This window comes from Sphingomonas caseinilytica (assembly GCF_023516455.1).
Taxonomy (GTDB): domain Bacteria; phylum Pseudomonadota; class Alphaproteobacteria; order Sphingomonadales; family Sphingomonadaceae; genus Sphingomicrobium; species Sphingomicrobium caseinilyticum.
In genome coordinates this window covers 140646-153622 of the sequence record NZ_JAMGBA010000004.1, presented here as the reverse complement: position 1 = coordinate 153622, position 12977 = coordinate 140646, and the positions used below count along the sequence as shown (strand labels likewise).

The window sequence follows — 12977 nt, the reverse complement described above, 5'->3', positions numbered from 1 at the left end:
AACTGCGAAGAAGGGTAGCCGATGAGCGATTATATGGTCCAGGAAAGCAGCGGTCCGCTGGCGATCCGCTATCGCAAGATCGTGATGTGGATCCACTGGATCACCGCGCTTCTGCTGATCATGCAGGTCTATATCGGCTTCATCTTCCACGACTTGCCGCGAGGGTCCGAGGAACGGGCATTCGTGTTCGGCTGGCACAAGACGTGGGGCGTGCTCATCCTCCTGCTGGCGCTGACCCGCCTTGCGATCCGGCTGATCAACCCGCCCCCTCCTTACCCTTCGGACTATCCGAAATGGCGCCGCTTCTTCGCCGTGTGGAACCATCGCCTGTTCTACATCCTGCTGCTCGCCTTGCCCCTGACTGGGCTGGCGGCAGTCTCCGGCCGGGCCGAGGACGGCTGGGTACCACTGCAACTGGGCCTCAATGTTCCCGCCATCCCCGGCATACCGACGGAGAATGACTTCGGCGACGTCCACGAAGTGCTGGTGTGGGTCACGTTGGCGCTGCTCGCGCTGCATGTGTCTGCGGCGCTCTTCAACCAGTTCGTCGACCGTGGTGCCGTCGCTGGCAGAATGTGGCCGTTCAGGCAGACCCGCGAGAGTTAGACTCCGAAGGGAGCAGCCACAGCATCGCTCCCGCTAGCGCCGCAACTCCAGCCGCGACCGTGAAAGTCTCGGCCGGACCGCCACGGTCCCACAAATAGCCTGCGCCAAGGCTGGCAAGCAGGGTGGCGACGCCGCTGGCGAAGAAGAAGGCGCCGAAGCTGGTCGCTCGCTGGCCTTCGGGGGCGGCATCGGCGATCATCCGGGCGAATATTCCCTGGGTCAGCGCCATGTGGGCACCCCACAGCGCGATGCCGGCGAACACGGCCCAAATCGCCGCCGCCTGGGCAAGCCAGATGTTGGCAGCGATCAACACTGCAATACCGCCCAACAGGACTGACTTGGGCTCCATCCGATCGCTGAGCGAACCCGCCGGATAGGCGAGGATCATGAAGGACAGGCTGAATGCCGCCAGGGCCAGCGGCGACCAGGCTGGGGCAAGGCCGGCATCCAGCGCTTTCAGGATCAGGAAGCTTTCCGAAAAGCGGGCCAGTCCGAACAGGAAGCCGATGCCGACGAGCCTCCGGACCTTGATATCCAGCGACCGCCAACCGCCCCATTTCACCTGCTTGCCGTCCATCACATGCCGCTCGGGCTCGCGAAGCATGGTCCAGGCGAACAGGAATGAAAGGAACGCCGGGATCGCCGCGATCCAGAACACGATGCGGATATCGTCGGCAAACCATATCATCAGACCGATCGCCGCGAGCGGGGCAAGCGTCCCGCCGACCGTGTCCAGCGCCTGCCTCAAGCCATAGGCCGCGCCCCGCTGGTCCGGCGTGGTCTCGTCGGCGATCATCGCGTCGCGAGGAGCGCCGCGAATGCCCTTACCGATCCGGTCGACGAAGCGCGCTCCCATCACCGGCAGCGCCCCTTGCGCGAGCGGGAACAGCGGCTTCGAAAGCGCCGCCATTCCATAGCCAAGGAGGATCCAGGGTTTGCGCTTCTGCTGCCGGTCGCTGAGGCGTCCCGACACCAGCTTGGCGATGTTGGCGGTTCCCTCGGCGACACCGTCGATCGCTCCCATCGCTACCGCGGGGAGGCCAAGCGTGACCGTCAGAAAGGCCGGCAGCAGCGCGTGATAAATCTCGCTCGACAGGTCCATCAGCAGGCTGACGATCCCAAGAACCCAGACGGTACGCGGCAGGCGAGCGGGTTTCGACATGAAACTTGCGTACAGGCAAATTTGCCAAACGCGAAATCTTTGATACCGTGAAGACATGTGGGGAAATTCGTCACCGGGCGCGTTGGCGTCACGCTTCGCCAGGCTCATCGAACAATTGGGCGGGGATACCGCCGCGGCCAAAGCCATGGGTCAGCAGCGCGACCTGCTCGCCGCGGTCGACGCGACGTCCGGCGGAACGCTCAACCAGGTCGCGGCCCGGGTGAAACGTGGCGCTCCAGCCGTCAGCCGCGCCGTGGACGCATTGGTCCGCGCCGGTCTGGTCGATCGCCAACCCGACCCCGGCAATCGCCGCCGGCTGCAGCTCAGGCTTACTGAGGAAGGTCGCTCCCGGCTGACGCAACCTCCCGTCGCCGACGGCTCCCTGGAAGGCCGCATCTCGAAGCTCGCGCATAGCGAACAGCGCGCGCTCGAGCGCGGCATCGAAATATTGGAGCGGCTTCCCCGTTAGCCGTTGCCGCAGTGCAGCATTTCGGCTAAGGGCCCGCCAACTCTATCCAACGGACATCGATAATGAACCTGCGCAACGTGGCGATCATCGCCCACGTCGACCATGGCAAGACCACGCTCGTCGACCAGCTTTTCCGCCAATCGGGCACTTTCCGCGAAAACCAGCGCGTCGAGGAACGCGCCATGGATTCGAACGAGCTGGAGAAGGAGCGGGGCATCACCATCCTCGCCAAGTGCACCTCGATCGAGTGGGCCAACTCGGCCGGCGAGACGACGCACATCAACATCGTCGACACGCCGGGCCACGCCGACTTCGGCGCCGAGGTGGAGCGCATCCTCTCCATGGTCGATGGCGTCATCCTGCTGGTCGACAGCGCCGAAGGCCCGATGCCGCAGACCAAGTTCGTCACCGGCAAGGCGCTGAGCCTCGGCCTGAAGCCGATCGTCGTCGTCAACAAGATCGACCGTCCCGACGCGCGCCCGGCCGAGGTGCTGGACGAAGTGTTCGAACTGTTCCTGAACCTCGAAGCCAATGACGAGCAGCTGGACTTCCCAACGCTCTACGCTTCGGGCCGTGCAGGCTATGCCGGTCTCACCGACGATGTCCGCGAAGGCGACCTCACTCCGCTGTTCGAAAAGATCGTTGAGCATGTCCCGGCGCCGCAGCTTGACCCGCAAGGCGAGTTCAAGATGCTTGCGACGCTCCTCGATCGCGACAACTTCTTGGGCCGCATCCTCACCGGCCGGATCGAGAGCGGCACGCTCAACGTCAACGACCCGATTCGCGCGGTCGACGTCAACGGCAAGACCGTCGAGGACGGCCGCGTCACCAAGCTGTTCGCATTCCAGGGACTGGAGCGCGTTCCGGTCGAGACCGCCAAGGCGGGCGACATCGTCGCCATCGCGGGCCTCATGAAGGCAACCGTGTCGAACACCATCGGCACACCGCAGATCACCGAGCCGCTGCACGCACGCGAAATCGATCCGCCGACGCTCAGCATGACCTTCGCGGTCAACGACAGCCCGTTTGCCGGCAAGGACGGTGACAAGGTGCAGAGCCGCGTCATTCGCGACCGCCTGGACCGCGAGGCCGAAGGCAATGTCGCCATCCGCGTCAGCGAGACGCCGGGCGGCGAAGCATTCGAGGTCGCCGGTCGCGGCGAGCTTCAGCTTGGCGTTCTTATCGAAACGCTGCGCCGCGAAGGCTTCGAGCTATCGATCAGCCGTCCGCGCGTGCTGTTCCGCGAAGGTCCGTCGGGCCGCGAGGAGCCGTATGAGACGGTCGTGGTCGACGTCGACGACGAATTCTCCGGCACGGTCATCGACAAGATGGCGCTTCGCAAGGCCGAGATGACCGACATGCGCCCTTCAGGTGGCGGCAAGACCCGCCTGATGTTCTCGGCGCCGTCCCGCGGCCTGATCGGCTATCATGGCGAATTCCTTTCCGACACGCGCGGTACCGGCATCATGAACCGGCTGTTCGACAAATACGGCCCCTACAAGGGACCGATCACCGGCCGCCAGAATGGCGTTCTGATCTCGATGGAGCAGGGCGCGGCAGTCGCTTACTCGCTCAACATGCTGGAAGAGCGCGGCATACTGTTCATCTCGCCTGGCGAAATGCTCTACGAAGGCATGGTCATCGGCGAGAATGCCAAGCCGCAGGACCTTGAGGTCAATCCGCTGAAGTCGAAGCAGCTGACCAACTTCCGCGCATCGGGCAAGGACGAAGGCATCCGCCTCACGCCGCCGAAGCGCATGACCCTGGAGCAGGCGATCGCCTACATCCAGGACGACGAGCTGGTCGAAGTGACGCCCAAGGCAATCCGCATCCGCAAGCGCTTCCTCGACCCGCACGAGCGCAAGCGCGAATCCCGGAAGATGGAAGCCGCCTAAGCTCAGCCGGGCCTATGGGCCCGGCTGCCGCAGACGTCGCGGTTTCGGCCGGTAGTTCTCAACTTCTTCGGCCTTCTCGTCATACTCCTGCGCCATTGCGAGCAGCGTGGAGATGGTTCGCTCGTCGTTGAGGCCAAGAGCAAGCTCGCGGCAATGGTCCGCTTGCTGTCGAAGCCTGGCTACTCTCTCATCCACAATGCGCAACCTGCGTGAGCGGTATGGCGTCTCCGATGCCGGCGCCCTCGAACCCCTCCCGCATCAAGGACGCCGGCCGGGGCAGCCGGAGCACGGGGGCACGACTCCGACGCAGTTCCAACTATGGAACATGTCTCGCCGCAACGAATGGGGAGCACCCCTGAGACTTGGCTAGGCTTTTCCCGAATTCGTGAATTGCGACAGAATTCTGGTTTACTCTAGGTTATATAATCCTAAGTAAAAGCAAGGTATAAGGGTGCGGGGGAATGCCCTATGCCTGGGTTTCGCATCTTCTACGTCGACGCCGGTTCCGGTCACATCACCGGATCACAAGACTTCAATGCCGACGATGATTTGGATGCAGTCCGCCAAGCAGAAGATTATCGCACCAAGAGCGCAATGGAGCTGTGGAGCGGTACGCGAAGGATAAAGGGTTGGGAGCCAATCGACGCTCCCATCGAGACACCTTTCTCCTAAAGAGCTATCCGCCAGATCCCGCTGTCCGACTTGGCGGGGTTCGTTCCGCCATAGACGTCGGGCTGCGGCGTCCCGCCAACCATGTAGAGATGATCGCCCGCGATGGCTGCGGTCGTATGGCTGAGGCCCGCCGGCGTATGCGAGCTTAGCGTCCGCACCCGCTCGATCGAACGACCGTCGGGCGAAAGCGCAATGCCCACGATTCGATCCAGATAGGGAGAGTTTTGCACGGCGTAGAGCTGGCCATCGTGCAGAAGCAGGCCGTCGATGCTGTTCACCGACGCGTCGGCCGGCACGCTGAGCAGCCTCCTGGCTCCGGTCCTCACGTCCACGGCACTGATCCCTTCGACATGCGTGACGAAGAGCGTGCGCTGGTCCGACGTCAGCACAATCCCGTTGGGGAAGGTCATTCGCCCGTCCTGGAGCAATAATTCCAAGATCTTGCCGCCGGGCGCCAGCTTGTAGACGGAATTCCGATTGGTATCCGTGACATAGACGGTGCCGTCCTTGGCTAAGGCCAGATCGTTGAAGCCGTGCAGGATTGGCCGCTCGTCGACTTCAACGGTTTTCACGATCGCGCCGCTATCGAGGTCGTAGGCCCGGATTCCGCCGGTGCCACTGTCCGCGGGAGCGTCAGGCTCCGGGTAACGCCCGCTGACCAGCCAGACCAGCCGCCGGGCGGCATCTACCTTGATGCCCAAAATCTGCCGAAGCCCGCCGCCCGACGCAAAGGTGGAAACCTTGCCCTGTTCGTCGATGGCAAGCAGCTCGCCATTCCCTGTACCGGCAAATAGGCGCCTGGAAACCTGGTCATAGGCGATCCCTTCGGACTCGCCTTCCGGCAGCTTCGCGAACCGGGTAGCCTTCCCGACAGGGGCGAGGTTCTGCTTGGCGTTCGCCGCGAGCGCATCAAATCGGCCGTCTCCTTCGAGCGACTTGAATTCCGGGAAGCGACCGGGGTCGAACGCCGCCCCACGGCGTACCGCGTCGCCCAGCTTCGCCAGAGACTGATCCTTGTTGCCGGCAGCCGCATGGGCTCGCGCAATGCTGATCAGGATATCCGGATGGTCAGGCGTCAGTTCGAGTACTTTGGTCCCAAGCCGGATCCAGTTGGGAATATCGCCTTTTACCCGCGCCGCGCGCGCATCGACGACAAGCTGCTCAAGCGTTTCGGAAGCAGGAGGAGGAACGGCCGGCTGAGCCGCGGCAAGCGACGAGCCGCAAACGAAGGCGAGCAAAGGCAGGCGCATGGTCGCTCCCTAATTACCCCGGGCGAGCGGACAGTCGTGTCCTGACGCCAGGCAGGCAAATGCGGTTCGACAGACTGCCGGGTCTCGGCGACCGGCAGCCTCGGAATCGTTGTCCTTACGCCTATTGTTCGTGCAATGACCGGCGCATGGCGCCGGTCAGCGGCTCCAGTACATATTCCAGCGCCGTCCGCTTCCGTGTCGGAATCTGGATTCCGACCGGGATGCCGGCCCGAAGCGTATGCGCACCGCGCAGCTCCTCCACCTGCCGCAGTTCCTCGGCGGGTATCGAGATTTCCGCCGTATAATATGTCTCGCCGGTTCGCTCGTCAGTCATCGCATCGGCCGAGAAGCGGGTAACCACGCCCTCCAGAGCGGGAAGCGACTTTTCGTGAAGCGTATCGAACCGCACGAAGGCGCGCTGTCCCGGGCGCACGTCGTCGGCATTGGTCGGCGAAATCCGCCCCTCGACCTTCAGCTCGGCCCGGTCAGGCACGATGTCCATCAGCTTCTGGCCTGCGGCGATGACGCCGCCCCGCGTGAAGATGGTGAGGCCCACAACCGCGCCGGTCGCCGGCGCACGGATCTGGGTCCTGGCAAGCTGGTCGCGCGCCGCATCCCATCGGGGCAGGATGTCCGCCAGGCTGGTTTCCACTTCGCGCAGTTCCGTGGCGATGCGCTCATAATAGTTGTTCCGGGCCTCCAGTATCTGCAACCGGCTTTCGCCAGCCTGGCTGCCGGACTGGGCCACGGTCGCGGCATATTGTCCGCGCTGACCTTCCAGGTCTGCCTTGGTTCGTTCCAGCGCCCGGATGCGGTTGCGGGAAACGAAGCCCTTTTCCGCCACCGTCTTGAGGCTTGCCAGCTCGTCCTCGATCAGGCGGAGCTGTTCCTCGACGGACGCGAGCTGGCGGCTGTATCCCTGGCCGGAACTGGAGGCTTGCGACGTGCGCTGGTCCAACACGCCGCGCTGCGCGGACAGCACCGCCATCCGCGTACGCATCTGATTGAGCTGAAGCTGGAGCGCTCGGTCCGCGTCCAAGCGATAGGGTCCCTGCAGCGTGGCGAATTCCCGGGGCGGAACGATGGCTGCGTGGCCGGCCTGTTCGGCCTGTAACCGCGCGCGCTGGGCGAGCAGGGAAATGGACTGTCCCGCCAGCGCCCGCTCCTGGGCTTCGACATCGGCCGCCGCCAGACGCACCAGCACGTCGCCCTGGCGGACATGCTGGCCTTCCTTGACCAGGACCTCGGCCACCACACCGCCGTCGCGATGCTGAACTGTCTGACGCTGTCCCGAAACGACCAGCTTGCCCGGCGCAATGGCGGCGGCATCAAGCCGTGCGACAGCTGCCCACCCGAGCAGGCCCACGAAGAATATCGCCGCGATGATGAGGCCCACGCGAATGTCGCGGTTCGGATTGGCCCGCGCGGTCAGCGCTTGCGTGAGTTCTGACGTCGAGGCGGCATATGGGGCCGGGGTTGCCGACACTAGCGCGAGTTTGCCGTTCATATCGTCTTATCCCTGCGCCGAAACGCGTTGTTGGGGCGCAATCACCCGCATGACTTCATCCCGGGCGCCGTACATCGCCAATCGCCCATCCCTGATCGCCAATATCTTATCGACGACCGGCAACAGGCTCAGTCGATGCGCGACGACCAGGATCGTGACGCCAGCCGATTTCAGCTGCACCAGCGTTTCCGTAAGTTGCGCGTCGCCCTCGGCGTCCAGGCTTGCATTCGGTTCGTCGAGGATCACGTAGCGCGGGGATTCGAACAGTGCGCGGGCGAGGGCAATCCGCTGCGCCTGGCCGGCCGACAAACCCCGGCCTCCGGCCTGCAGCTGGTGGTCATAGCCATCGGGAAGCAACTGGATCATCTCATGCGCGCCGGCCATCTTGGCGGCCGTGATGGCTAGCTCGTCGATATCGCGCGCTGACGGCTCGATCCTTGATCGGAACCGGGAGATATTCTCCTTGATGGTCCCCGCGAACAGCGCGGTTTCCTGGGGCATGAACCCGACATGCTTGGCCAATAGTTCGGGGTCCCAATCGCGCTGCTCGCCATTGTCGAAGCGGATGGATCCATGGTCCGCCCGCTGGGCCCCGGCAATTGCCCTTACAAGGGTCGACTTGCCGGCCCCGCTCGGCCCGACGATCGCCACAACCTCGCCCGGCATGACCCGGAAGCTCACATTGTAGAGGATGGGCTTTTGATACTGGCCCATGACGGTCAGGCCATCGATGTCGAGCCGTCCCTCCGGCGCCGGAAGGCGGGTCCTCGCAATGTCCGGGGGCGCTTGCAGGAACAGTTCGTCCAGCACCGCGATGGAACCCCGGGCCTGCACGATGGTGCGCCAGCTGCCGATCAGCTGGTCGATCGGAGCCATTGCGCGCCCGACGATGAACATCGATGCGAACACTGCACCGGGGCTGATCGATGCATTGATCGCCAAAAGCGCGCCGACGCCGAGCGCAAGCGACTGCAGCAGCAGGCGGACGAACTTGCTTTCGGCAGTCAGCCGCGAGGACGTAAGTCCCGCCTCGGATTGAAGGTCGAGAATGGTCGCCCGGTCGCCCACATGGCCGGCGACCAGCGCTTCGCGAAGTCCCAGCGAGCGTACAACGTCCGCGGAGGCCACCGAATTATCGTAAAGGGCATAGGACCGTCCTGCCGCCATATTGGCCTGCTGCAGCGGCTCGCGCGTCGCCCCCTCGCTGCGCCACGCCAGGAAGACGACCAGCAGCGTTCCCCCAAGCGCCAGAACGCCGATCCAGGGATGAAGCAGGAACGCGACGATGATGTAGATCGGAACCCAGGGCGCATCGAGCAGTCCGTGGATTGCGGGACCCGTGATCGCATTGCGAAGCGTGTCGAACTCCCGCAGCGCCTGCCGAGAAATGCGCTGGGCGCTGTCGGGCCTGGTCAGGGTCGCCCTAATGATCTTTCCGGACATTGCGCGGTCAAGCTCGACGCTCGCACGCACCAGCAGCCGGGACCGGATGGCTTCCAGCCCGGCCATGGCCAACAACGCGATCGCCAGCGCCAATGTCAGAAGCATCAGGGTCGTCTGGCCCTGTGTCGGCAGGACCCGGTCATAGACCTGCAGCATGTAAAGCATGGGCGCGATGATCAGCAGGTTCAAAAACGCGCTGAATATCGCTGCGTAGGCAAAATGGCGGCGACAAGCGCCAAGCGCCATTTGCAACGTCGGACTGGACCTAATCCATCCGGAAATCATCATGCTTGTCCCAATGCTGCAGTAACAATCGGGGGGCGTCCGATGTCTCGGATGCCCCCCTTTTCTTGTCAGCCCGCCTGAACGGGCGGATGTCGGCTAGAACAGGAAATCGCTCGCGTGCATTTTCTGCGATTTCATCATTCCGCCGCCTTCGATGGCCGTCGAACTGCTGGCCTCGAAGGTCGGGACGCTGGTGTCGACGAAGTCCGCGGCCGTCACGCCGCGCTTGTTCAGGAGCGCGATTGCGAAGTCGACGGCGCCGCCATCGACGTTGCCGAACACGACCGTGACCGGACCGGCCGCACCCGGACCGTCGATGCCGTCGATGTCCATTCCCAGGGCCTTTTCAGCACCGTTGATGCTTTCGAAAACCTTGTAGGAAAGCTGACCGACGCCCTTGTTTGCTGCCGAGCCGATGAAGCTGAAGGCCTGGTCGCCGCTCTTGCTGAGGTTGGCATCAATGGCGCTGAGATCGATCTTGTCGCCGGTCTCGAAGTCCATGATGACGTCGAGCGACAGCGTGCCGCGCTTGGTCGGGACCAGGGCGCCGTTGATGTCGGCAATGAAGGTGTCGTTGCCAGCACCGCCGGTCATATAGTCGACACCGGCGCCGCCGCTGATGGTGTCGTTACCGGCGTTGCCATAAAGGCGATTGCTGGCATCGTTACCGATGATGAGGTCGTTGCCGCTGCCGCCGACCGCATTTTCGATGGTCACGCCATAGGCGATGCCGACGTTGTCGACGAGCAGGCCCGCGTCCGGATTGGCGGCAAGATTAGCCATGCGGATGTCGTAATTGACCTGCGACAGCGGCGGATAGCCGGCCGCGGCGCGGTTGGCGTTCACTTCGGCCAGAGTCGGCGCATTCTCAAGCGTCACGCCGCCGATGCTGCTCATCGAGCCCGGGGTCAGGTCGATGACCTGGTTCGTCGCATAGCCCGACGCGTCGAGCGTATCGTTGCCGCCGGCATCCCAGATCGCCATGACCGGGGCAGGCGTCAGGTCGAAGTTGAACGCATCCCGGCCGGCGGTGTCCGCCGTTGCGTTGAACCCGTAGGTCGTGTCGCCCGTCCGCGTCGTCATGTCCGCGCCGTACATCTGCTGCGCGGCATAGATGTCGTGGATCATCGGCGTCGCGCCGTATGCAATCGTGCCCATGTTATAGTCATGGTCCTGGATCCCGACATCGCGCGGATTCCAGTAGGACATGATCGTATAGTTGCGGATGTCCTGCGCATATTCGGCACCGTTCGCATAAGTCACGGCGAAGCCCGGGCCGAAGTTGTAGGCGCCGGGGTGCGACAGGCCGAGCGCGTGGCCGATCTCGTGCACCAGCGTATTGAGGCCATAGAGGCCTTCGTCGAACTGGAAATTGCTCGGCTGGCTGGCGGATACCCAAACGTCGCCGCCGATCTCGCGGACCTGCGGGTTCACATGATTGAGGACCGCCGGCGGATTGGCCAGGCTGAGGACGATGTCGGCCGGAAGCCGTGCATAAGCCTGGGTCTGCGGGGCAGACGCCAGACCGCCGAAGTTGATGTCGGCGTCATCGGCGCTGGTTTCAACGAAGCTGACAGCGACGACATCATCCCAATATTGAATGGCCTCGCGCGCAGCGTCGCGCTGTGCGGTCGTGAATGTCGCGAAATTGAAATACTCCGCAAAGCCATAATAGGTGCCGCCCAACTCGTAGACGTAACCATTGTTCTCAAGATCGGTCAGGCTGTTGTGAAAGCCGAAATTGATCGTCGTCAGGTCTGCATCGGAACCGGGCGTCCCGTTCACTCCGACGCCCCAGCCCGTTTGCGTACGATTGAGGTGGGCTGCGATCTGCTGCGGGGTCCAGATGGGATTGTCATAAGCCGTACCGCCCGCAAACGGGTCGAGCGATGCATCCAGGTCGTCGGCACTGAAATCAAACTCGGAACGTTGAACATCCAACATAACACACCCTCCAAAAGTTACGCTTGGTAATGAAATCAGTGGGCGCGAACGCGCCTCGATGTGCGGTTTCCGTAAGCATGCGTGAGTGGAACCGACGCCGGACGGGTCGGTACAACCGCTACAATTCTGATATCCCGGAAGTTACGCAGAATGTTACAAGCCCAGAAAAAAGCCAATGAATACAATGCTTTTTTGATTCGAGTAAAAAGCTAGCAGCGATTCGACGACCGTCAAATCTTTTCTTATTTATGTTATCTGGGTTCACTAAAGTGGTGTAGATTTGGGACACCAAGAAAATCGAAGCGACCCGCCTGACATCCGGCATGCGAGGCCCGCCCATCGATGGAGAGTATGATGTATCGCGTTATGGCTTTCGCATTTCTGGCCGCCACCGTGGGCTCATGTGGTGAGGCTGCAAGCACCGCCGACCAAGGCGCCAGCCCGGCGGAGTTCGCGCAAACTTCGTCGCAAAATGAGCAGGTCGAAGAGATGGCTGAAAACAAATCAGGCCCAACCGGTCAGGTAAAGCCTCCCAAAGCTGCTGTTGCTCCGTCCAAAGCCGGCAAGAAGCCCGCAGTCCCGCCTGGCCAGGTGATCAAACCGTCGCCGATCGTCGCGCCTGCGGAAATCGACCCGGTCCCGCCGCCTGTTGAAGATGCCCAGCCGGAAAGTGACTGACCCTAAGTCAGGCGCATCCTTCGATATACTGTATGCTCGAATCGCCGGCGTGGATGATCTCGACCTTGCGTTGCGCATCGGTCTCGAAACGGACGCCGCTCTTCTCCGGCTTCAGCCAGAAGGTCAGATATTCAGCCGGAAGGTCGACATAATGATTGGGCTCGGCCTTTAGAGCCTCACCATAGGCCTTGTGGACTTCATCGGCGGATGCACCGACGCCGATACCGCGCGGCGTTACGATCTTGCTCGGGCTGGAAACCGAGATCCGGCTCAGCTTGCCGTCCAGGAACATGAAATAGCTGCCCTTCAGCGCCTCGCCCTGGGGGAAGAGCTCGATGCAGCTGCCCTCATTGTCGAACGCGTCGCCTTCCAGCCGATCGTTCAGTGCCTTCTGTACCTGGTCGCGGTTCATGCCGATGCGGACCGGGCCCCAGCCCGTCGGCGTCAGCTTCCAGTCGTAAGTCGGGGTCGGGGCGGGAGCAGCGGCTATAAGGAGTAGGGCGACACCAGCGACAATCAACTTCACTTGCCCATCTCCAACACCAGCTTCCATTCCTCTTCCCGAACCGGAGCGACGGAAAGCCGCGACTGGCGGATCAGTTCCATCTTGGCCAGCTTCGGCTCCGCCTTGATTGCCGCGAGGGTTACGGGTTTGGCCAGCGGACGAACCGGCTCGACTGGAACCTTCACCCAGCTTCCGTCAGGCCCATCGGGTTCTCCTGTGCCGGTGATGCGCATGATGCCGACTACCGAACGGTCCTCCATGCTCTGGTAGAACAGCGCCTCGTCACCGGCCTTCATCGCGCGCAGGTGAAGGCGCGCGGCATTGTTGCGGACGCCGTCCCACATGGTGCCTCCGTCGCGGATCAGGTCGGCCCAGCTGTAGCTGCTCGGCTCGGATTTCATCAGCCAATAGGCCATCGAAAGCGAATCTCCTTTGGGCGCCGACTAGGCAATCATGCAGGCGGCTGGCAAGACGGACTGGCCAAAATCTGCGATAAATTGCCCGGTTCCCGCAATTCAACCCATGACCGGCTCAACTCACCGCCAATTGGTTTGCGGTGGG

At 62.9% G+C, this 12977-nt stretch carries 13 protein-coding genes; 5 read left to right on the top strand and 8 right to left on the bottom strand.

Annotated elements, in window-relative coordinates:
• Window positions 1-21: 21 nt before the first annotated feature.
• Window positions 22-606 carry a cytochrome b gene (locus LZ496_RS13675; protein WP_249905286.1) on the top strand — a complete coding sequence of 195 codons (585 nt, stop codon included), beginning with the start codon at window positions 22-24 and terminating at the stop codon, window positions 604-606.
• On the opposite strand, the gene LZ496_RS13670 is transcribed toward LZ496_RS13675, so the two are convergent.
• Window positions 584-1768 carry an MFS transporter gene (locus LZ496_RS13670; protein ID WP_249905285.1) on the bottom strand — a complete coding sequence of 395 codons (1185 nt, stop codon included), beginning with the start codon at window positions 1766-1768 and terminating at the stop codon, window positions 584-586. The genes LZ496_RS13675 and LZ496_RS13670 overlap by 23 nt on opposite strands.
• Before the next feature lie 55 nt (window positions 1769-1823).
• On the opposite strand from LZ496_RS13670, the gene LZ496_RS13665 reads away from it, so the two are divergent.
• Both LZ496_RS13665 and typA read left to right on the top strand, forming a co-directional pair.
• Window positions 1824-2237, top strand: coding sequence for a MarR family winged helix-turn-helix transcriptional regulator (locus LZ496_RS13665; protein WP_249905284.1), 414 nt, complete (start codon window positions 1824-1826; stop codon window positions 2235-2237).
• Window positions 2238-2299: 62 nt separating this feature from the next.
• Window positions 2300-4132, top strand: a complete 1833-nt coding sequence (typA, locus tag LZ496_RS13660) for a translational GTPase TypA (RefSeq protein ID WP_249905283.1) — start codon at window positions 2300-2302, stop codon at window positions 4130-4132.
• Between the two features lie 12 nt (window positions 4133-4144).
• On the opposite strand, the gene LZ496_RS13655 is transcribed toward typA, so the two are convergent.
• Window positions 4145-4327: a hypothetical protein gene (locus LZ496_RS13655; RefSeq protein ID WP_249905276.1), complete on the bottom strand. Its 183-nt coding sequence runs from the start codon at window positions 4325-4327 to the stop codon at window positions 4145-4147.
• A 273-nt stretch (window positions 4328-4600) separates the two neighbouring features.
• Between LZ496_RS13655 and LZ496_RS13650 the strand changes: the two genes are divergently transcribed.
• Window positions 4601-4804 carry a hypothetical protein gene (locus LZ496_RS13650; RefSeq protein ID WP_249905275.1) on the top strand — a complete coding sequence of 68 codons (204 nt, stop codon included), beginning with the start codon at window positions 4601-4603 and terminating at the stop codon, window positions 4802-4804.
• Here LZ496_RS13650 and LZ496_RS13645 read toward each other — a convergent pair.
• From LZ496_RS13645 to LZ496_RS14010, 4 genes are all read right to left on the bottom strand, one after another.
• Window positions 4801-6054 (bottom strand): SMP-30/gluconolactonase/LRE family protein, encoded by a 1254-nt coding sequence (locus LZ496_RS13645; protein ID WP_249905274.1) that lies wholly within the window; start codon window positions 6052-6054, stop codon window positions 4801-4803. The two genes, LZ496_RS13650 and LZ496_RS13645, sit on opposite strands and share 4 nt — an antisense overlap.
• A gap of 121 nt (window positions 6055-6175) precedes the next feature.
• Complete coding sequence (locus LZ496_RS13640) at window positions 6176-7561, bottom strand: HlyD family type I secretion periplasmic adaptor subunit (RefSeq protein WP_249905273.1); 1386 nt, start codon at window positions 7559-7561, stop codon at window positions 6176-6178.
• A gap of 6 nt (window positions 7562-7567) precedes the next feature.
• Window positions 7568-9250 carry a type I secretion system permease/ATPase gene (locus tag LZ496_RS13635; protein ID WP_283938115.1) on the bottom strand — a complete coding sequence of 561 codons (1683 nt, stop codon included), beginning with the start codon at window positions 9248-9250 and terminating at the stop codon, window positions 7568-7570.
• Between the two features lie 135 nt (window positions 9251-9385).
• Window positions 9386-11233 (bottom strand): M10 family metallopeptidase C-terminal domain-containing protein, encoded by a 1848-nt coding sequence (locus LZ496_RS14010; RefSeq protein WP_283938114.1) that lies wholly within the window; start codon window positions 11231-11233, stop codon window positions 9386-9388.
• Between the two features lie 354 nt (window positions 11234-11587).
• On the opposite strand from LZ496_RS14010, the gene LZ496_RS13620 reads away from it, so the two are divergent.
• On the top strand, window positions 11588-11911 hold the full coding sequence (locus LZ496_RS13620; RefSeq protein WP_249905270.1) for a hypothetical protein: 324 nt from the start codon (window positions 11588-11590) through the stop codon (window positions 11909-11911).
• 7 nt (window positions 11912-11918) lie between these two features.
• Here the strand turns inward: LZ496_RS13620 and LZ496_RS13615 are convergent, their stop codons facing one another.
• On the bottom strand, window positions 11919-12437 hold the full coding sequence (locus tag LZ496_RS13615; protein ID WP_249905269.1) for a hypothetical protein: 519 nt from the start codon (window positions 12435-12437) through the stop codon (window positions 11919-11921).
• On the bottom strand, window positions 12434-12832 hold the full coding sequence (locus LZ496_RS13610) for an EVE domain-containing protein (RefSeq protein WP_249905268.1): 399 nt from the start codon (window positions 12830-12832) through the stop codon (window positions 12434-12436). The genes LZ496_RS13615 and LZ496_RS13610 overlap by 4 nt, the downstream gene beginning before the upstream one ends.
• Window positions 12833-12977 lie beyond the last annotated feature (145 nt).